Raw genomic sequence first — 20312 nt, forward strand, 5'->3', positions numbered from 1 at the left:
ATCCAGTGAAATCAATGGTGATACACCTAAAAATTTTTTGATTTGAATTAAGATTTGGTCTGTCTGCCAGAATTGATATTCTGTGAATTTACAATAGCATATTGTTACCGATAAATCAATCATACTTTGTGCAGTACGCTCTGACTACTCTGATTGGCCTGGGTCAGCATGGATTGTCCTGCCTGGGCATTAATCCCCTCAATTGCCAAAGTAAATTTCGGTCGATCTATCCCCAAAGCTGAAGTTACTTCGGCAAATTCTCAAGCGGAAGTTACATATGTCCCTGTCTGATATTCAGGCAGGGACTGTATTTTAGATTATCCAGACCGGTACGATATAATTGTCTCTGTCTATCGCACTAAGTCCCGGTTTCATGCAGATAACTGCGCCCTTCGCACGAGGCGTTGATGCCTTGTCGAGTAATTCAAATACCTTTACCAGCTCTGTTCCGGGATTTGCAGTTTTCTTAATCTCAATCGGATTCAATATTCCATCATGTTCCAGGACAATATCAATCTCCCTGGCATCTTTATCACGATAATAGTACAAATACGGCTCTTTTCCACAATTCAGGTAGGTTTTCCGAATTTCCGCGACCACGTAATTTTCCAAAATGGCCCCGTTCATAGCACCGCATTCTAACGTTTCCGCACTGCTCCATTTCGTCAGGTAACACACCAGACCCGTATCGTAGAAATACAGTTTGGGCGTTTTCACAAGGCGCTTCAACAAATTATTAGAATACGGATGAAGATAAAAAATAATTCCCAGCGTTTCCAGAATTGTCAGCCAATCCTTCGCCTGCGTCTGATTGATATCTGCATCTCTGGCAATCTCTGCTGCATTAACCATCTGCCCACATCTTGCTGCCACCGCAGTAATAAACCGAAGGAACTTAAGCGAATCTATGGCATCCGATAATTCTCTTACATCCCGCTCAATATAAGTAGACAGATAACTGCTGTAAAAAAGCTGACTGTTACTGTTAATACCGCTTACGATCGCAGGCATGGAGCCTTGATAAATCCGTTCAAAGATCTCTCTTGTATCAGCTTGCTCTCTCTCTTTCTGCCTCTCGTTTAAATCCTCCAGATCTACCGTAAACGGTTTCATCGTTCCTCCGGATATCTCTGCCTGTGACAGGGATGTAAGTGAAAGTACTGCCACTCTTCCTGCCAGTGACTCCTGTACTCCCTGCATCAATTTGAACACCTGTGATCCCGTAAGCCAAAATGCTCCCGGCTCATGGTTTTTATCTACATTTATCTTGATATAAGTAAACAGTTCCGGTGCATATTGAACCTCATCAATCAATACAGGTGGTTTATGCAGTTGCAGAAACAGTTCCGGATCGGTCTTTGCAATATTTCTTTCGTTTAAATCATCCAGTGTTACATATCCCCGCTCCGTTCCCTCCATCAGTTTTTGGAGCATTGTCGTCTTTCCTACCTGTCTCGGTCCCGTTACCAGGAGTACCGGATATTCCCTGGTTACCTGTCTTACTACATTCTCCAGATTTCTTTTGATATAACTCATAAAAGTCCCTCTTTCGGCTAATCTTTTTCATGATTATATTTTAGCCGGATTGTTTTAAAATATCAAGCATTTTCCGGCTAATCTATACTCTGATTATATTTTAGCCGAAACCACATTTTTATTCTATCACATTGATTCCGTCATAAAAAAGGGAAGCCGATATCTCTATCTGCTTCCCTTTATCCGTTGTATTTATTGTTTATTGTCGTACATCTGGGGCGGTACATATCCGGCGCCGCTCATGCTCTTGTAGTAGTCAAAGGCGCTCTTGGCACTCTTGCGTCTCTGACCGATTCCGGCACGTTCTCTGGCGAAATAATTCTCGACCAGTTTCTTGTTCCGGGCTTCCTGTGCCTGCACGGACACACTGAGTTCCGTCACCTTTGCCACTTTTGTCTGAAGTTCACGGATCTGTGCTGCGTAGTGCTGCCGGTTGCCCTCCAGTTCCTTTGCCAGTTTTGCATACATGATTTCAAAGCCATCATCTAACCGTACTACTTCATCAATCAGGCGCTGTTTTTCCTCTACCGCCGCATCAAACTGACTGATATCTACGTTTTGCGCAGAGAAGATTTCTTCCTGGTGCTTATTGTATTCCTGAATTTTCTGTAATACTTCCAGCTTTCGATCCAGGCTTTCAGACAATATCGTCAGCTGACTCTCCATCAGATAGCCCCTTTCTCACGATTGACGCGCATGACTTCCTTCCAGTTGTCTCTTACGGAATGCAGATGCATATTGACCTCTTCCAGGATCTCTTTATCTTTTTTTACATTTGCCTCTACCAGTCTTTGGGACAAATAATCATAAATATTGATAAAGTCCTGCGCAACCGGATATTTCGTATCCAACGTCGATTGCAGATATCCAATAATATTCTGTACCTTACGAATGTTATTGTGTGCCTTCTGGATGTCTTTCTCTTCGATTGCTACTTCCGCAATATTGCAGAACTTGATAGCTCCATCGTAAAGCATCAACGTCAGTTCTGCGGGAGAAGCTGTCAATACTTTGCTGTTATTATACTGTGCATAGGCATTGGGTAACGCCATATCATGATCCTCCTAACAAGCTCGTCACCGCACTGGAATTGCTCTGCAGCTTTGCGAGAGCTGTCTCCATCTTGGAGAACTTGGAATACCACTTATCTTCGTAATCGTTCAGCTTCTCTTCCAGTTCGGATATCTTCGTCTTATAATCATTATAATCCGAAGTCATCTTCTTGTCATCATAAAAGTTTCCATAAGAACGATATCCGTCTACAGATTTGGACAGATCACTCATTTTGGTATATAAGTTTTTAGACAGAGAAGAGAAGAAAGCGATTACCGTATCGGGATCATTACTGATCATGCTCTTCAGCACATCCGATTTACCGGAGGTATTGGCATCACCCGGATCACCTGCAATGTGATAAGCATTTTTCTCATTGTCCGGTGCCTCAAAGTAACCCAGGGTCTCAACACCGAAATCACTGAGATACATAGTCTTGCCGTTCACGTCCACGCTGCCGGACATAATACTCTTCAATGCAGAACTGATGGTAGACAAGTTACTATCTCTGCGAAGCAGAGCATCCTTGATCTTGGTCTCGTATTTCTCTACCTCAGAGTCAGACATAGAATCTTTCTCATCATCTGTCAGGGGTTCATACCCTTTGGCAGAATCCGCATTGTACAGTTTGTCCATCTCATTGATGATGGAATTGTACTCCTTCAGGAAGTTCTTCACCATATCATAGATGCCATCTACATCGTCTTCTGTAGTAACAGTGATATCCTCACCGTCTTTCGTCTCACTGAGCGCAGTGAAAGTCAAGCCGTTGATTTCGAAGACATTGCTGTTGCCGGTGAATTCCGCACCATTTAATGTAATCTTGGCATCCTGACCACTGATTTTAGTAGCTCCGGTAGCCGTATAGGTTCCGTTATTGATGGATGTTACAACATCGGACGCGTATTTTGCCTGAGACAGATAGCTGTTATTTACCTGGTCCTTCAATGTCTGTGTGGCTTCTGCAGTATAAGTTGCATTACCGTCCGCATCGGTACCTTCTGTTACAGTAATATGCTTCTGTATATCTGCGATCTTTGTATCTGCATCGGTGATACTCTTCTGTGCGCTTTTCAGAGACTGGGCATCCGTCTTCTTTTCAGACAATGTCTTAATCTCCTCATTCAGCGTATCCAGTTCCTTCTGTGCAGTATCTTTTTCATCACCATCTGTCAGATTCTTGATCTTTTCTTCCAGCTCTGTCTTCTCTTTCTGCTTTGCTTCCAACTGTTTCGTATAGTTTTCTACAGTATCCAGGCTGGAATCCTTATATTTTTCATTGATCTCATCGATCTTCTTCTGTGCATCACTCTTAGTGCTGAGCAGAGACTTATACTGCTCCAGATAACTGCTTACTTTGGATTCAATATCCTTTGTGATACGGCCATCCTTGTTAATATTTGCAAGAGTAGCTGCATCATCTCCGCTTACATAGAAAGCCGCATACTCCTTATATCTGTCCAGTGTTGCCTGATCCCCCTTATCGCCAATCAGACTTGCCTTCAGTCCCAATGCTGACAGCGCTGCGTCACCGGTGCTGTCCGATGCGGTAATACTGAAGTCATTGTCTCGCCCGGATGCGGAGGCACTGACGAAGAATCTCTGGTTCTTCGCATCAAAGCTGGCATTGACACCTGCTTCCTTGATCTTATTCAGCACATCGGAAATGGTACTGTCACCATTTACCGTAATATCCACACTCTTTCCACCCGCAGTGATATTGAAGGTACCTTCTCCGGTCACTCCCAGTTCGCTTAATTTAGATGCAGCAGTCAGACTTCCCCCATCGGCAGCCTTGATCTGTGCGCCGGTGAGATAACCGGTCTTGGCCAGCTTGTTGATCTGCAGGGACTGTACTCCCTTGACGGCATTTTCACCGGTGATCACGCTGACTGCATTACTGTTGGATACTTTTGTGGTCCTCTTGCTGTAAGAAGACGTAAAACGCATATTAGCGATATATTTTGCCTGCAGATTTTTCAGTTTAGTATTTAATTCTTTCCAGGCATCCTGCTTCCACTGCAGTTTGGTCTGTGCCTTTTTGGCATCATCCACCTTGGTCTGTTTGGCAGATACCAGTTCCTTAATGATAGTCTCTGTGTCCATACCGGACATCAGACCAGACATTCTCATTGCCATAATGTGTTCCTCCTGATTCTTACTTCTTATCTCTTCTCATCTACCAGGATACCGGCTAACTCCCACACTTTGGCGATCATGTCCAAAGTCTTCTCAGGTGGAAGCTCTTTGATGACTTTCTTGGTATCCTTGTCTATGATTTTGATCGTTATGCGGTTTGTCGCCTCATGAATACCGAAAACAGCTTCTGAATGGGACATCATGTTCTTATTCAGCTTCTCTACTGCTTTCTTGATCTGCTCGTTGGTCACCTGCTGTTGCTGTTCGCTATTAGCATCGGCAGAAGTATTATTCTGATCCTTGCTCTGCGCATTTTCAACAACTGCGGTGGTCTGGTCAAGTTTATCTGCTGCTTTTACATTGGCAGGATTGTATTCTGAGGGATTCTCCTCTGTAGTTACTTTTGTCACAGTGTTCCTGGCAGCGGCTGTGTTCTGTGCCTGCACTGTCATGAGACTGGAAATCGGTTCTATGGTCATAATGGTCACCTCCGTGTGATAAAAAGCGCCTTCCGTGGGCGCACGACCTTGCTTCTCTAAGGATTGTATCGGTAAATTCTCCTGATAAATTAATAGGTGCTGCAAAAATTTCACGACACCATCTATTCAATAATGCATTCCTGCTCTAATTTTATATTTTTCTCCAGCATATATCGGATAACCTCGCTGAATTCCTTTTCTTCTCCTAATTTCTCCAGACGTTTTTTATCTGTTTCTGTCAATTTTTTTCCATATTGTGAATATTGTTTCAGCGTATCCAGATCCATACGGAAGCTTTCAAATGGAATTTCTGTTTTTTTACGTAAATCCAGAAAAATAAGAAATCCTCCGGCATCTATGTCCCCAAAATGATAATATTTTGCAGCAGGAATTGCATCATAAATCTTTTGGAGCAGTTTTCTTCGTACCCTGTTATGGTATCCTCCCAGGTAAACAAGGAGGCTGTTTTCCTCATGGTATCTGAAAAAAGAAGTAAGGTTTTCAACAGTTATTACCTTCTGTATTCTGCTGAAATCCGAGAAACGAATGTTTTCAATATCCTCTCCCGAAATTCCAATTCCCTGCTTTAAAAGGGACAAATTCATCTCCTCCCCTTCCACCAGCAGGCGCACATCTCCCTTAAAATACACAAAATCAGGGGTTTGATAAATTCCATATTCCGCCAATAGTTCCACTGCATCCATTTCCTTATATTCCTCATCGAACTGCCGAAACACTCTGATAATCCTGCTTTCTATCTGTTCAAAATATTTAGAATCCTGAAAATGTTGAATGGAGAACTCTCTGATATAACAAGGTGTTTTATTTTGTTCTACAGATACACATGCACGAAGAAATTTTTCTGTTTCCTGCAGATTTTCCAATGTTATGTATTCTTTTACCGACTTGTGGTTTTCCAGTCGTTCCAACAGATATCCTACAAAATTTACCGTGACCGGAGCATCTTCATTCAGATATTTTTGAAGAAAGACTCTGTTTTCTTCCTCCAGACCATGCTTTGGTTTTCTTCCTGTATACCGGTAAATTTCATCAATTTGATCCGCATTCATCCGAACCTTTTGTATGAAATGTCCCTGCTTATGGTCCTTCCAGATTACAGTTATCATATTTTTATTTTCCAGTGCATTCATCAAAATATGAATTTTTTCATATTCTGATGAACTCTCATCATAATATGCCGGTATAGATGTTCTCGTAAAACGAAACTCTATCTGTACCTTTCTCCTGTTCTCTCCAATTGACAACAGACTGTTTTCATAGGTATCCAGCAAATGATTTAAAACCATTCTGTCATACTGTACCATTTACATACCTCTCTGCATAACTGATTTTTTCATCTGTCATTACAAGTAATGTCTCCTCCACAAAGGGACTGATATACTGTATTTTATCCGGTGGTGCAGCAATCAATATCTGTAGCGGCAACCGCCGCAAAAATTCCAGAACTCCGCCTATTCTTTCATCATCCATATTATTAAACGCTTCATCAAAAAGCACAAGTCCCACTGCCTCTCCGCCAATATTGTTCTTATACAGCTGGACAAAAGATGCCGCTACGGTGACGTAAAAAGGTGTCTGTGTCTCACCACCGCTCTTTTCCTCACACACCTTTGAATATAAGGAATAGTTTCCATCGCTGTGTATAATGCGTATATCATAATCCATATAAGTACGATAATCCGTAAATTCATCCAGTGTTTTTGTACTATTGTCATTATCAAGTGCCAGCCGTTCGAACAGTTCTTCTATCACTACCTTATGATTCTCATGAAACAGTCCACTGAAAATAGACTCTCCCTGCATCGCATTAAAATCATCCATGATCATTTCATAATATTGACGGTATTTCTTACTCGGCATATACAGGAATTCATACTTTTCATTGCTGAACGTAATATCATTCAATGCCTTGTTTAATTCCTTAAATTCAGACTGGGCTGTCTTCATATTTTCCTGTAGCTTAGACAAAAACTGCTCTCTGAATTCTTCTTCCGCTGCGCTTCTGGCCGTCTCCACCTTATCCTCATACTGCAGCAGTTCTGAATTTTTCAGTTTCAAATACTCCGCTTCAAAATCCCGATATCCTTCCATCGAAGCAGGTGCACCAAAATCATGCGCTGTTTTATATTCCCTCATTACCTCTTTCATAGAGTCCGTTGCCTTATCAATCAGTGTCTGGTTTGCTTTTCTCCTTCGCAAATAATTATCTCTGAACTGTGCATAAGACTTACCCTCTGTCTGTTTCTCATATTCCTGTCTCCATATTGGCAATAAATCTGCATCGTCTGCCCCAAGTTTTTCATAAAATAGTGCTTTTTCTACATGATTTGCCTGATTCTCTGCAATTTTCTGTTTTGTCAGGCTGATTCTTTCCTCCGTCTTACCGGCAGTTCTGTCTAAATTACTCCTTTTTACCGTCAGTTCCTCTAACATTTTTTCCAAGGTAGACAATTGCAGCTGTTTCATGATCATATTGGAATTTTTCTTCAATGTAGCAATGTTTTCTTTGCATTTGTCAATTTCCAGAGAAACCTGCCGCAAATCACCAATAACGTCCAAACGGTACTTAATATCTGTATCCTGATCCGTATTCAGTGGCTCCAGTACATATTCCAGTTGTTTCAGCCTGCTTTTCAAGTCCGCCAGCTGTTGCTTCAATTCCTCCCGCTTCTGTTTTGCCTGTTCCAGTTGTACCTTTATGGCATTCTGTCCAATGTATGGTGTTTCAAAAACGGATGGTTTAATAGCACTCGCTACGTTGTTCTGATACTTCATGCACTCCCTTGTGATTGAGATCCTATAAGTTTTTAGTTCCCGATAATGCTCACACATATGAACTTTTCCGAGAATCATATTGACATAACGTTTTGCGTATTTATTTTTGGAAGACACTACGGTAGCCAGAGATCCTTCCGGTGCGGTATCATATTCTTCCAGATTCTGTGTGTTAATAAGGCCTACTCCATATGCTTTTTTCTCTTTTCGAAGCCTGTCATAAATTCCCAATGCAATATCAAAATTTTCAGGCTCCACCAGAATATAAAATCTCTGCGTGTTTAAATAACCTTCCACAGCATTTCTCCAGGATCCATCTGTAATCTCCAACATTTCACATAAAATACGCGGTTCCGGAGTCCGTCCGATACGTTGAAACTCTTCCTTAATTTCCATTCTTACACGTTCTACATCTTCAGAATACGAAAATTTTTTCTTCATTAACTGTTCAATTTTCTTGTCCAGTTCCTGCTTTTCATCGCTGATTTCGGCTTCCTTTGCTATCGTCTCTGCTTTTTTCTGTAGCACTTTATTTCGCATTAGATTTTTGTAGGAAATAGCCTGCAAAAGTGTGTCCTTTGTCTGCGCCAGATTCATATCATTGTCTGGCATGCACAAGTTTCGATAATAAAGTTTTATAGATGTGTCCACATCCTTTACTTCCAGCAATTTTTTCAACTGCATTCTGGCAGAGTCCATGCTTTCCTGAAGGCTTTCCCGCTCCTTCAGCAAATCTGTCTTTCTGTTCTCCAATAACTGCAGTCGCTTCTCCTGTTCGTCTTTTGCCAGAAAATCTTTATCTGTTGCAAGTTCCGCACGCAAATCATCTCTGATCTGTTGTTTTTCCATCTGTTCTTTTTTCACAGTCTGGATCTGACCGTTTTGTTCTTCCAACCGCAAAGTATCCGTCTGTATCTCAGCCTGCATCTTTTCTATTTCTTCCAGGATAAGATCCGCTTCTACTCTCGCAAGATAATATCCATATTGCTTATCCTTCTGTAATCCATCCGCTGCCTGGGCATGTAAGGAATTGATTTTTTCCAACCTCTCGATACGAATTTTTACGTTTTCCAGTGTACGCTGTAAATCTTGATAAGTCCGGACATTTTCACGTAATACATCAATATTGACTTCCTTCTCATCCAATACATAGGAATACACAAAATCTTTAATATCATCAATCGGTCGAAAAGCCAGAGCCTTGGGAATCAGCCGGAAAAATTTATCTTCGATTCGTCCAAAGCGGTTTTTGATCATTGATCTTGCTTCTTTATCTGTAGTACACCATTGTTTTATTTTAGAACTATTCATTGTCCGAAACTGATTGATAGACTTTGGCGCTTTTCCTTGAAAAAACATAGAGTCCTCGAATCGTACTCCGTCCATCAAATATCTTGCCGTTTTTTCCTGTCCCTCCGAAGCAGAGTCTACCACGGCACCGATCACAAAATATTTATCCTTTTTCTCTTCATAAAATTCCAGTGCAACATGTGCACTGATCTCTCCTGTCCGTTCATAAGGTTTATTTTCTCTTCCGGTCTTACAGCGAATATACCCGGTCAGTTTTCTTTTCCCGTTTTCATGAGCTGCCTTATTAAAATAATTGGTTGAACAAATAATCACGAACTGAATAGCGTCCAAAAGAGTGGATTTTCCAGCTCCGTTTTCTCCGGAAATCAGTGTAGATTTTTCAAGATCTATTGTTGCATTAACAAAGCGATGCCAGTTAATCAATTTCACTCTCGTCAGTTTCTTCACTGTTTTTTCCTCCTCTTTTGTAAATTTCCAGCTTTTCATAAGCTGCCTTAATATCTTCCACGCGAACAGCCATCAGAATAGAGTCAAAGATAATAATCCGGGATTCTTCCTCCGTAAGGCTGGTATCCAATATCTCTATGATCTGAAACCTTTTCAATGTACTGATTGCATTGCGAAAAGTTGTCTTGTCTATCATTTTCTCTCTGATCTTCAGGCTTAAGAATTTTTCATGAATATCCCCCACATTTACAATTACTTCCTCTGTAGTAGAAAGTTCCCTTCTCTTTTCATCATATAAAATTCTGAGAATTAACAAGAGAACCGATTCAAACAGTTTCATATTGTAGCGGTTATAGTTTTGTGGATTGGTTAACTGAACCACACCATATTCTTCATTAATTTCCAAACGGTAGCCCAATAGTGCAAAACATTCCGCAAATTTTTCCTTGTATTTTGTTACAAAATAATAATCTAATCTGGTTGTTTCATTTCTTTTACATAAAAAGCAGGAACTTAGCAGCCGGTTACATATCCGTGAGAAATTATCCCTGTCTTTCTGCAACATTCCGTTTAAAATATCCATCCTACTTTTGTACCTTCTTTCGTATTGTAAAATCCGTAAATTGGTAACCTTCCTTCTGTATGGTCTCTCTTACACTCACTACATACTTCATGTTTTTTCTCTGACCGTACAATCGAACATAAATCATCTTCACGAAATCATCCGTAGTATCTAACGGTAACTCCGAAGCTAACATTTCCGGTCTTTCTCCAAGCTGTTTTTCTACATATCCATCTATTTTCTCCGGGTTCAGGACTCTTGCCAGCTTTTCAAGCATTTTCCTTTTCTTCTCATTCCTGAGTTCAGTGTCCGGTTCCTCCTGTTGGATTATTTCCGGTTCAAATGTTTTCTTTCCTTCAATCGGAGTATAAAAAGATTTCTCATCTATAACTGCTGAACTGTATATCCGGATCAGATCATCCAAAAATTCAATCCTGTAAATTCCACCAAGATCCATGTTTTCCCGATTGATTTTCTCATTCATTTCAGAAAGAATATCCTTGATCTGCCCCCTGACATCCTCGCCGCCAATCAGATAAAACTTGGCACGATTGATAGCTGCCCTCTGATATTGCGTATTTTTACGATTGATTTCTGCCAGGATTTCATCCATATTCTGAAAAGCATCTATGACCTGATGAATATAATGATAGACCAGTTCTTCTGCTTCTTCCGGCGCAATTTCCCGAATGGAAGCCAGTTCCGCACCTGCTTTTTCCACATAAGCCTTACTATGGCTTTTACTTTCCAGTCTCTCTATAATCTCCGGTCGGAATTTAGAGACATTATCTGAAGTGAGCAATCGATGATATGCTTTGTCTACAATATTTTCTATGTAATCGTTGAATAAAACATCCATAATTTCCGCCGGAGTCTTATACTTTGTCAGTTCATCAATATAATGCTTGATTCCGGAACTCAGGTTTTTCAGACCGGTAATCAACATATCTGTATTTTCCACAATTGACAAAAGAACGATTCCCGGATTGTCCGTTGTACCTCGCACCAGGCTATATATAGTGTAAATATATCCCTGATATTCGATTTGCTTACCTTCTGCAATTTCCAACAATGTCTTTATAATCTTGACGGCATATTCCTTAAAATTAACTCTTTGTACATAACTTTTATCTGTCTCGATGTCTATCCATCCATAATTTTCCAGTTTTCGCAACATCCAGTTTGCCTTATCTCTTGCATTTTTTCCCTGGAATTCTTCTTCATCAAAATCCGCTGCCTGGGTCTGTTCAAAATAATATTGCAGTTCCTCCACCACAACATCTCTGTCCACTCCAAAGGAAAGCTGATGATCCATGACGGAAAATAACTTGCAGATACATTCCCAATATACTAATTTATTCGGAGATGCCAACGGTACAAAAAAACGTTCATCTATAATATGAAACACACGTAATCCCTCTTTATTTATGCTTTGTATGGAATCTACTGTCCTAAAAACTATAAGTCCAGACTATTTTCATTCAACAGAAAATCAAAAATACTCATTGTCAATATTCCGTCATCATCATTCCATGGTTTAATAATATCTTTTACAATGATAATCTTTTTAAATGAATCACCTACATTTATCAGGGATGCCTTTTCCTGCATTCTCTTCTCATCATCCGGAAGACTGAATGCTGATTGAATATAATATCGTTTGCTTCCCTTATTTGCTACGAAATCAATTTCCAGTTGTTTTTTTTCCTGCACTCCCTCTTTGGTTCTGTTCCGTTTCATAACCACACCAACATCCACATGAAATCCCCGAACCCGGAGTTCATTATAAATGATGTTCTCCATAATATGAGTCTCTTCTGTCTGTCTGAATCCAAGTCTGGCATTTCTGAGACCTACGTCTTCAAAATAATATTTCAGTGGAGTTCCAATATATTTTCTTCCTTTTACATCATATCGATTGGCCTCGCTTACAATAAAGGCATCCTTAAGGTACTCAATGTAGCTCCGAATGGTATTCAGGCTGATATCTGACTGAATCACACTTTTAAATGTAGCTTCTATTTTCGATGCATTTGTCAGTGAACCGATTCCTGATGCCAGTATATTAATCAAGTCGTTTATTTCCTGAATTTTTTCTATATGATTACGTTCAATAATATCTTTAATGTATGTCTCTTCAAACAATCCGGTAAGATATTCCATTCTCTGCTCATCTGTATTCATCGTAATGGTTAACGGAAGCCCACCAAAATTAACATAAGAACTCCATCCTTCATATTTATCACCATCGAATACATCCATATATTCCTTAAAACTGACCGGAAAAACATGTATTTCATCTCCACGCCCTCTGAACTCGGTGATAATATCTTTTGACAAAAATTTAGAGTTGCTTCCCGTTACATAAATATCTGCATTTTTTATATGAAGAAGAGAATTCAGAACCTCCTCGAACTCTTCCAGGAGTTGGACTTCATCAAGGAAAATATAGTAATCTTTTTCATCTGTTATCCGGCTTTTAATATAATCCAATATTACATAGGGATCTCTATACCTTTTATTTTCCAACATATCCAGTTCTATCGCAATAATATGATCTTCCGGAACATTTTGGGATATAAGATAGTTTTTAAATATGGTAAACAACAGATATGATTTGCCGGAACGTCTTATTCCCGTAATAACCTTTATCATTCCATTATGCATTCTATCTACTATTCTTTGCAGATATAAGTCTCTTTTTATTTCCATGTTTTTCTCCACTTTGATATTTTGAGAACATTGTGCCCTCTTTTTTCAAATTATACTATTATATCTAAGTCCTTTCAATGTATTTTTATAATTTTGGGAAATTGTGCCCTCTTTTTTCAATATGCGTATTCAGAAAAAACTCCGGATTGCATACTCCGGAGTCTGTGTCATTTCCATTATTTTCTTTGTTTTACCCCAACAGGTTCTTCAGTGCTGCCATACCTTCGGCATCCACAGCGGCCTTGTTGGCCTCCTGGATCTGGAGGTAGACTTCCTTGCGGTAGATGGGCACTTCCTTGGGTGCGGTAATGCCGATCTTGACCTGATCACCTTTGACCTCCAGAACGGTGATCTCGATATCGTTGTTGATGACGATTGCTTCGTTCTTCTTACGGGACAATGCCAGCATCTTACTCACCCGCCTTTCCGGATTTCAGGATGTCGTATACCGGATATTTTACCGGGTATTTATCTCCCTCAAGGATGATCTGGCAGGCCTTGCGTTCTTCCACGTTGATCACAAAGGGACCCTGCAGGTTCACCGTCATCTTCGTCAGGTCAGCAGGTACAGTCACAGTAACCATGACCAGAATGTTCTCCGGAGTCAGATTGCCTACACTAGTGAGCAGTTCGTCATCCACTTCCGGATCATACTGAGGGTTGACCAGCAGCGGATCCATGACCGGCATGGCGAATCCGGGTTCTTCCAGAGACTGTAAATAGCGGATTCCTACGTTGCTGCCCTTCTCCTCATCGTGGAGCATGGTAAAATGCTTCAGTTCCGGGAATCCGATAATACCTTTGTCAAAAGTGATGATCTTGTCATCCGCAATCTCAACTTCTCCAAAAAATTTTGTATTGATCTTCATAAAATACCTACGCCTTTCCGTAACCTGTTGTTCTAGATGAAATTCAACAGTGTGGTCTGCATTACTTTACCGGTAGCCATCAGTGCCGCTTCATAGGTCATTTCCGCACTCTTCAGATCAATGACGGTCTCGGTAACATCGATATCCTCGTTTTCACTCTTTAAGGTCTCAAAGGTGGTCTTCTGGCTCTTCATGCGGTTATCGATCAGTTCCAGTTTGCTGCTTCTGGTACCGCAGTTGGTAACGCACAGGTTGGCATCATCCAGATATCCCTGGAACGTAGTAATGCCGCTTTCGAACATCTTCTGGCATTTGTCCTTTGCCAGAGTCAGTGCTTTTTCTACTGCTTCCATCTGCTTCGTCAGGGTCTCTGCATCCGTACCGGTAGCAGTCTCCTGCAGTCCCTCGATCTTGGTCTTCACATTCTCCAGATCCACCACATCCTGCATGGCCTGTACCAGATCGTCCACCGTACGTCCGATACCGTGCTGGAAGCACTCATCTGCAGTGGAATTCACCTGAATGGTCTGGTTGAAGCCTACATCATATTCGATGACCTGTTTTTCGCTCTTGCCGTCAAGATAGGACTTGTTATAATCCGTTACTTTTCCGTCTGCATCGGTACTGGTACATGCAAAATAATGCTCGGGTCTCAGATCACCCTTGACCCAGTGATCCTTCTGATAAGTTACGCGGATCTCACCTTCATTTTTTCCCGAGGTGGAAGGATCATCCTTGCAGGCCATCAGTTTATCATAACGGTTCCTGCCGAGCAGGATCTCACCGGTATCCGGCACATAGATCAGTGCATCATCATTTTTGGCTGCCTCGGTGTAAGGGTCTTCCGTGGAGGACTTTATTGTGAACATAGTGGAATCCCATGTCGGTTCTTTCATTACAGCTTCGCCGGTTACAGGGTCTTTCTCATAGAAAGAAATAGACGGGGCTGCAGCCGGGTTTGCATTCTTGTCTCTGCAGTCATCATAAGCCAGCTGGATACGGTACACCTCGGTGGACTTAATATCCTGTTCCGTGATCTTGCTGTTATTTGCATTATTATAATTTGCAGCAGTAATATCCAGCAATTTTCCGGTGTCGATCTTCGTCAGCTGTGTGATGGAGCTGTTGTCCAGCTGCTCGGTGATCTCATATTTCGTATTGTATTCTTTATCAAAACTCAGAGAAGTATCGGTACGATATCCGGTAAACACATAACGGCCCGCATAGTCTGCATCGCCGGTGCTGTACACTTCATCTCCCAGGGCTTTCAGCTGTTCCAGAATGATCTGGCGGTCTGCGGATTTCAGATCTCCGTTAGATGCCTTGGTGCACTGTTTGATCATATTCGTGATGATCTCTGTCAGGTTCTTCAGTGCATCCTCGGTTACGTCCAGCCAGCTCTCCGCATCCGGAATGTTCTTGCTGTAATACTGCGTCACCTCGGTCACATTGCTGCGTAAACGCAGGGCACGGATGGATACCACAGGATCATCGGAAGGACGGTTGACCTTCTTCTGGGTAGACATCTGGGTGCTCAGCTTATCCTGATATACTTTGTTCGTATTGATATTGGACAGATTATTACGCTGCATGATCTTGTTCGTAATTCTCATTTTCTCCGTAACTATTCAGGATTCTAAAAATCAGAATAACTGGTACGTTATGCTTGTATATAAGTAACAGTTTTCTGATTCGAATGGTGACTCGAATAGAGTCACCACACACGTGAGCAAAATTAGCTGCGTAGCAGCGAGAAAGCACGGATACGTGCGTTTTTGCGAACATATGTGGGAATCCGAATAGCTGCCTCCTTTCTAGTTTAGACTCCGGTCTCCAGAATCAGTCTGTCATAAATCTCCGTCAGTGTCTGGATCATCTTGGAAGCCAGATTGTATCCGTTCTGGTATTTTACAAGATTTACGGCTTCTTCATCCTCGTCCACGCCGGAGATGGAGAGTCTCTGATTGTCAATGGTACCGGATATATCCTTAAAGCTTGCATAAAAAGTATTGGCCCGGGATGCATTCAACGCCACATCTGACAAAATACACTGTAAAAACTCGGAGGCACTATTGCCGCGGAAACTCATCTTGCTCTTATCTGTGGCAAGATTCTTCAGATCGTTCAGCAGGTCATTCTGTTCCACACCGTCAGATGCATTTTTTCGGTTTGCCATCAGGCTGGGATCCTGCTCCATGGCATCCAGAATATCGAAATTCTTCGCTGTCAGACGATAGTAGCTGTCATCGTTGACTTTTACCGTAACTTTACTGTTTTTCTTCTCCTGCTTGTCATATCGCTTCGCCGCATCATCCAGCAGGAACTGCTCACCACCGGTAGCTTTATTACCGGTGAACATCTTCACGCCGGGATCTCCGTTGCCACTGTAACCGGAAGTCAGAATATCGTTGAATTTCTGAGAGAAGGTACGGATCCACTCATTCATCTGGTTCATGTAATAAGGGATGCCCTGATAGGACAGGTTGGTACCGATCTCTGCCTTTTTTCCTACACGGTCATTGGTAATTCCCCGGGGATTCTTCTCACTGTCCGATAAAGTAAATGTATAGGAGTAAGTGGCATTGCCGTTCGCATCATATTCGCAGGTATATTCCCAGGAATCATAGTAGAATTCCTGATTGCCCAGATCCAGGATGCCTCCCTGATCCGACAGATTACATTTATTCAGATCCTGCAGATAAGCCTTGGTTACCTTCACGGTTACCGTATCATGTGTCTTGCCGTCCACCGTGGTGGTTCCGGTAGCTGTCACCTGTCCGCTGAAATTCTCGCCGTTGTTACCGTCACGCATCTGGATCAGTCCTGCCAGATCACCGCCCATGGATGCATTGTACAGGTTGAACTTCTGCCCGTCCGCCCAATAGATCTCATAGAGACCGTCAATGTCTGTCTGGTTGACCTTCTCGTAGGAAGTTCTCGCCACGCATTCCAGACCGTTATAATCACTGCCGTCCACCAGCATCTGTCCGCCTGCGATCTTGACCATATATCTGTTGGCTCCAGTCTCACGGTTCTCGTTGTTGGCATCGATGATCGGAGTCTCCTTGACTTCCACATCCACGATCTTGGATAATTCATCGATCAGCAGGGTTCTGCGGTCACGCAGCTCATTGGCCTTTGTTCCAGCCAGTTCAATGGTGTTGATCTGTTTATTCAGGGAGGCGATCTCACCGGCAAGGGAATTGATCTGATCCACCTTCAGTTTAATCTCCTGATTGATATCCTTCTGTACTTTTTCCAGATTACCCGCCATACCATTGAAATAATCTGTCAGTGCTCCGGCATATCCCACGAACTGGGATTTGGCTGTGGCACTGTTGGGATCCTTCAGGAGTGCCTGCAGTCCGGTGATCATCAGCTGATCGAAGTTCGTCTTGAACCCGGTGCTCTTACCGTCATCATCAAAATACGTCTCCAATTGCTGCATGTAATACTGTTTCATGTCATATTCGCCAAGCAGTGCATTGTTATCCCAATATCTTCCGTCATAGAATTCATCCCGTACACGCTCAATGGCCAGAGTCTCTACACCGGCACCGGCACAGCCATAGGTCTGGAACACCCGCAGCGCATTGGCGGCCTGTTGTGTCACCTGTTGTCTGCTGTATCCTTCCGTCTGTACATTGGCGATATTATTGGAAGTGGTATTCATGGCAGCATTGCTGGCCAGAAGTCCCGTATATGCAATATTTAATCCAAAAAACTGTGAGGGCATAACTTACCTCCTATTTCTTACACATTACACACCCAGCGTGGAAAGAATGTGTTCCAGCATTTCACTGATCACGTTGATATAACGGCTGGATGCGTTGTATGCGTTCTGGAACTTGATCATGTTGGACAGTTCCTCGTCCGTGGATACACCGATAACCTGTTCTCTGGCACTCTGTGTAGCCTCCACAGTGGTGACCTGATTCTCATAAATACTCCGGAATACATAGCCGGAATTGGATACCTGCGATACCAGGTCGGTATAATAATCTACAAAAGTAGTCTTTTTCTGTACATTAGGATTCAGCGTGTAGGCTTCCTCGGTAAATGCCGCTTTCAAAGCATCTGCGGTCTCCTTATCCTCGGAACCGTCTGCCAAACGGAATCCAAGCTTGGAAGGCTCCTTCGTCAGCGCCGGATTTACCTGAAGATTGCCGATGGTATACAGGCTCTCAGGGCTGTCCGGATCTTCATCCTTCATAATCCAATACTCTGTTACACCGTCTTCTCCGATCACCTTCTCATAGCCATCCGTTGTGACCTTGGTAAACAGTTGGATGGGACTGCCATCCTCCATGCGCATATAGCCATTCGGATCCGAGACACAATAGCGGACATTGGGGCGTGTAGTACCATCTGCAAGTTTCAGATCTCCGGTCTGTACTCCTGCAGCCTTCGCCAGAATATCGTTCACCTTCGTCACCACATTGTGGATCATCTGGTCGAACTCACCCTGAATATTCATGACAACGGACTGGGAGACACTGTCGTATTTTCCTTCCGCCAGATCTGTATAATTGGCTCTGTGATCACCTCTGGCCAGAAGCATTGCCTTCAGGCCGCCGATATCTGTGTTCAGGTCGGAAGAAATCTCCACGGAGAGATCAAATACCTCTGCGCCGTCAATATTATAATCTCTGGTGCCATCAGCTCTTACGGTGTAGGTGGCATCCTGCGGCCAGAACGGAGTGTAGAAGCCGGTGGCTTCATCCGTCTTCAGAGCGATCTCATAACAGGTTCCGTCCTTTACGAAATCCACGCCCTCGATCTGTACGGATACACTGCCGTATCGATCTTCGGAAAAGGTCATGTTGGTCAGCTCTGCCAGTTCATCCAGAATCTGATTTCTCGCGTCTCTCAGGTCGTTGGCATGTTCAATGCCGCCACTCTCAATGGCACGGATCTGATCGTTCAGCGTTAATAACTGGTTGCCGTATTTATTGATTTTATCTACATTCTGCTTAATCTGTGTGTTCAGGTTGTTCTGGTAGGAGCTCAATCCGCTGTATACTGCTCCGGCTCTCTGTACGAATTCCGCCGCTCTCTGCACCAGCATGCCCTGTGTTACAGAACTGCTGGGATCCTTGGAAAGCTCCTGAATAGCGGTCCAGAAGTCTGTCATGGTGGTCTGGAATGCCTCGCCGTTCAATTCTCCCAGCTGGCTCTCTACCTCTTCCATGACTTCTGTGGACACTTCATAGAACATACTACGTCCGGATTCCTTGCGGTATGTCTTGTCCAGGAAATAATCTCTGACCTGTTTTACGCGGGAATATGTGACACCCAGACCTGTCTGTTTGTTGGAAATAGACTTAGGGTCTGTCGATAATGTGACATAAGCTCTGTTAGACTGCTGTACCTGTTGTCTGGTATAGCCGGTGGTGTCCACATTAGAAAGATTATGCGCTGTGGTATTCAGCGCATTCTGACTTGTCTGTAATCCGGACGAACCTATATATAAACTACCCATTAATGGCATAAACTTTCACCTCTGTATCAGGGGATCCTCAGATCCCCGGGATCCGGTCTTACTGCTTGGCATCGAATCCATGGTCAATGACCCCCATGGTATTGCCTGCATTGTAAGCTCCCCGGTTGTAATTCGCTGTCTCGGGTGCAGCCTTGGATGCCTGGAGGAGATTCATCTCGAATTCCACCATCTCCAGCGCGCTGTTTAACAGTTCACTGTTCTGCTCGTTCACGCGCTTCAGTCCCCGGACCGCTGCCTGTAATCTGTCGTGGGAATCCGCCAGTGCCTGCTGTTCCGCAGGCCGTGCAGATAACATAGTGATCAGATTCGGCAATTTCAAGTCGTTAACATCCCTGTTCAATACATCGGCTATGTCCGCAGTCACTCCCGCTCTCTGCTTGTCCAGATTGTGGATCCTGCTGACCAGCTCCTGCTCCTCGTCCGTGATCTTTTGTAACTCTGCAAGATCACCGCCTGCAATAATCGGTGTCTTGCGCTGTGATAGCTGAAGCAGAGCTTCGTACTCCGTACTCTCTCTGTCCAGTACATCTATCAGGTTTTCCATTAAACTAGCCAAGGAACTACCTCATTTCTTCCTGCTTTTGAAGCAGCTTCTCCGCAAAGCTTGCATTATCCACTCCATAAGTACCGTTCTGGATTCTTGCTTTAATGGGAGCCGTTAACTCTTCCCTGATGTCAGGTGCTGCTGCCACTGCTGCCTTAGCGGTCTGGAAATCCTTGCCCTGGCTGCTGATCTGCAGTCTGTCCGTGTGTGACGCTGTCTGAGTCTTCTGAGTTCTGCTGACCTTCTGTGACTGATACAGCTGCTGTACCTGTGTATACGCTTCAATACGCATGTCGACTCCTCCTTCCCGAATGTCTTTTGATGTTTCACAATATGTATCGGACGGATTTGCAATTACTTT

17 protein-coding genes are annotated in these 20312 nt (G+C 42.9%); all 17 read right to left on the reverse strand.

The genetic code is table 11. The features are described from left to right. Window positions 1-312: 312 nt before the first annotated feature. The 17 genes from DWZ61_RS03490 to flgM all read right to left on the reverse strand — a co-directional run bounded on the left by DWZ61_RS03490 (window position 313) and on the right by flgM (window position 20243). On the reverse strand, window positions 313-1536 hold the full coding sequence (locus tag DWZ61_RS03490) for an ATP-binding protein (protein WP_118502212.1): 1224 nt from the start codon (window positions 1534-1536) through the stop codon (window positions 313-315). 192 nt (window positions 1537-1728) lie between these two features. Next, a complete protein-coding gene (locus DWZ61_RS03495; RefSeq protein ID WP_118537412.1) occupies window positions 1729-2202 on the reverse strand; it encodes a flagellar export chaperone FlgN in 474 nt (157 codons plus the stop codon). Beyond that, entirely contained in the window at window positions 2202-2588 is a 387-nt protein-coding gene (gene fliS, locus DWZ61_RS03500) for a flagellar export chaperone FliS (RefSeq protein ID WP_118537413.1), read from the reverse strand. Before fliS ends, DWZ61_RS03495 begins: the two co-directional genes overlap by 1 nt. 1 nt (window position 2589) lies before the next feature. Continuing rightward, on the reverse strand, window positions 2590-4728 hold the full coding sequence (gene fliD, locus DWZ61_RS03505) for a flagellar filament capping protein FliD (RefSeq protein ID WP_118537414.1): 2139 nt from the start codon (window positions 4726-4728) through the stop codon (window positions 2590-2592). Window positions 4729-4754: 26 nt separating this feature from the next. Next, window positions 4755-5207 (reverse strand): flagellar protein FlaG, encoded by a 453-nt coding sequence (locus DWZ61_RS03510; protein WP_118502204.1) that lies wholly within the window; start codon window positions 5205-5207, stop codon window positions 4755-4757. Window positions 5208-5329: 122 nt separating this feature from the next. Beyond that, window positions 5330-6532, reverse strand: coding sequence for a Wadjet anti-phage system protein JetD domain-containing protein (locus DWZ61_RS03515; RefSeq protein ID WP_118537415.1), 1203 nt, complete (start codon window positions 6530-6532; stop codon window positions 5330-5332). Then, complete coding sequence (locus DWZ61_RS03520; protein WP_182426977.1) at window positions 6519-9761, reverse strand: SbcC/MukB-like Walker B domain-containing protein; 3243 nt, start codon at window positions 9759-9761, stop codon at window positions 6519-6521. Before DWZ61_RS03520 ends, DWZ61_RS03515 begins: the two co-directional genes overlap by 14 nt. Beyond that, on the reverse strand, window positions 9730-10344 hold the full coding sequence (locus DWZ61_RS03525) for a DUF4194 domain-containing protein (protein WP_117464628.1): 615 nt from the start codon (window positions 10342-10344) through the stop codon (window positions 9730-9732). The genes DWZ61_RS03520 and DWZ61_RS03525 overlap by 32 nt, the downstream gene beginning before the upstream one ends. 1 nt (window position 10345) lies before the next feature. Continuing rightward, window positions 10346-11731, reverse strand: coding sequence for a Wadjet anti-phage system protein JetA family protein (locus DWZ61_RS03530; RefSeq protein WP_117464629.1), 1386 nt, complete (start codon window positions 11729-11731; stop codon window positions 10346-10348). A gap of 50 nt (window positions 11732-11781) precedes the next feature. After that, window positions 11782-13035 (reverse strand): ATP-binding protein, encoded by a 1254-nt coding sequence (locus DWZ61_RS03535; protein ID WP_117464630.1) that lies wholly within the window; start codon window positions 13033-13035, stop codon window positions 11782-11784. A gap of 190 nt (window positions 13036-13225) precedes the next feature. Then, the gene (csrA, locus tag DWZ61_RS03540) at window positions 13226-13444 is read right to left on the reverse strand and encodes a carbon storage regulator CsrA (RefSeq protein ID WP_117464631.1); all 219 of its coding nucleotides are present in this window, start codon (window positions 13442-13444) and stop codon (window positions 13226-13228) included. A 1-nt stretch (window position 13445) separates the two neighbouring features. Further along, window positions 13446-13904, reverse strand: a complete 459-nt coding sequence (locus DWZ61_RS03545; RefSeq protein ID WP_022313086.1) for a flagellar assembly protein FliW — start codon at window positions 13902-13904, stop codon at window positions 13446-13448. Window positions 13905-13936: 32 nt separating this feature from the next. Then, window positions 13937-15517, reverse strand: a complete 1581-nt coding sequence (locus tag DWZ61_RS03550; protein WP_118537417.1) for a hypothetical protein — start codon at window positions 15515-15517, stop codon at window positions 13937-13939. A 206-nt stretch (window positions 15518-15723) separates the two neighbouring features. Then, window positions 15724-17640, reverse strand: coding sequence for a flagellar hook-associated protein FlgK (gene flgK / locus DWZ61_RS03555; RefSeq protein WP_118537418.1), 1917 nt, complete (start codon window positions 17638-17640; stop codon window positions 15724-15726). A gap of 24 nt (window positions 17641-17664) precedes the next feature. Then, entirely contained in the window at window positions 17665-19395 is a 1731-nt protein-coding gene (gene flgK / locus DWZ61_RS03560; protein ID WP_118502192.1) for a flagellar hook-associated protein FlgK, read from the reverse strand. A 49-nt stretch (window positions 19396-19444) separates the two neighbouring features. Then, the gene (locus DWZ61_RS03565) at window positions 19445-19963 is read right to left on the reverse strand and encodes a flagellar protein FlgN (protein WP_022312250.1); all 519 of its coding nucleotides are present in this window, start codon (window positions 19961-19963) and stop codon (window positions 19445-19447) included. 4 nt (window positions 19964-19967) lie between these two features. Beyond that, window positions 19968-20243 carry a flagellar biosynthesis anti-sigma factor FlgM gene (flgM, locus tag DWZ61_RS03570; protein WP_022312249.1) on the reverse strand — a complete coding sequence of 92 codons (276 nt, stop codon included), beginning with the start codon at window positions 20241-20243 and terminating at the stop codon, window positions 19968-19970. Window positions 20244-20312: the final 69 nt, after the last annotated feature.

It is taken from the genome of Clostridium sp. AF34-10BH, assembly GCF_003478095.1.
GTDB classification, from domain to species: domain Bacteria; phylum Bacillota; class Clostridia; order Lachnospirales; family Lachnospiraceae; genus Acetatifactor; species Acetatifactor acetigignens.

Coding starts and splice junctions, on each gene's coding strand:
- DWZ61_RS03490 (WP_118502212.1), bottom strand. CDS start 1,536: ATGAGTTATATCAAAAGAAATCTGGAGAATGTAGTAAGACAGGTAACC.
- DWZ61_RS03495 (WP_118537412.1), bottom strand. CDS start 2,202: ATGGAGAGTCAGCTGACGATATTGTCTGAAAGCCTGGATCGAAAGCTG.
- fliS (WP_118537413.1), bottom strand. CDS start 2,588: ATGGCGTTACCCAATGCCTATGCACAGTATAATAACAGCAAAGTATTG.
- fliD (WP_118537414.1), bottom strand. CDS start 4,728: ATGGCAATGAGAATGTCTGGTCTGATGTCCGGTATGGACACAGAGACT.
- DWZ61_RS03510 (WP_118502204.1), bottom strand. CDS start 5,207: ATGACCATAGAACCGATTTCCAGTCTCATGACAGTGCAGGCACAGAAC.
- DWZ61_RS03515 (WP_118537415.1), bottom strand. CDS start 6,532: ATGGTACAGTATGACAGAATGGTTTTAAATCATTTGCTGGATACCTAT.
- DWZ61_RS03525 (WP_117464628.1), bottom strand. CDS start 10,344: ATGGATATTTTAAACGGAATGTTGCAGAAAGACAGGGATAATTTCTCA.
- DWZ61_RS03535 (WP_117464630.1), bottom strand. CDS start 13,035: ATGGAAATAAAAAGAGACTTATATCTGCAAAGAATAGTAGATAGAATG.
- csrA (WP_117464631.1), bottom strand. CDS start 13,444: ATGCTGGCATTGTCCCGTAAGAAGAACGAAGCAATCGTCATCAACAAC.
- DWZ61_RS03545 (WP_022313086.1), bottom strand. CDS start 13,904: ATGAAGATCAATACAAAATTTTTTGGAGAAGTTGAGATTGCGGATGAC.
- DWZ61_RS03550 (WP_118537417.1), bottom strand. CDS start 15,517: ATGAGAATTACGAACAAGATCATGCAGCGTAATAATCTGTCCAATATC.
- flgK (WP_118537418.1), bottom strand. CDS start 17,640: ATGCCCTCACAGTTTTTTGGATTAAATATTGCATATACGGGACTTCTG.
- flgK (WP_118502192.1), bottom strand. CDS start 19,395: ATGCCATTAATGGGTAGTTTATATATAGGTTCGTCCGGATTACAGACA.
- flgM (WP_022312249.1), bottom strand. CDS start 20,243: ATGCGTATTGAAGCGTATACACAGGTACAGCAGCTGTATCAGTCACAG.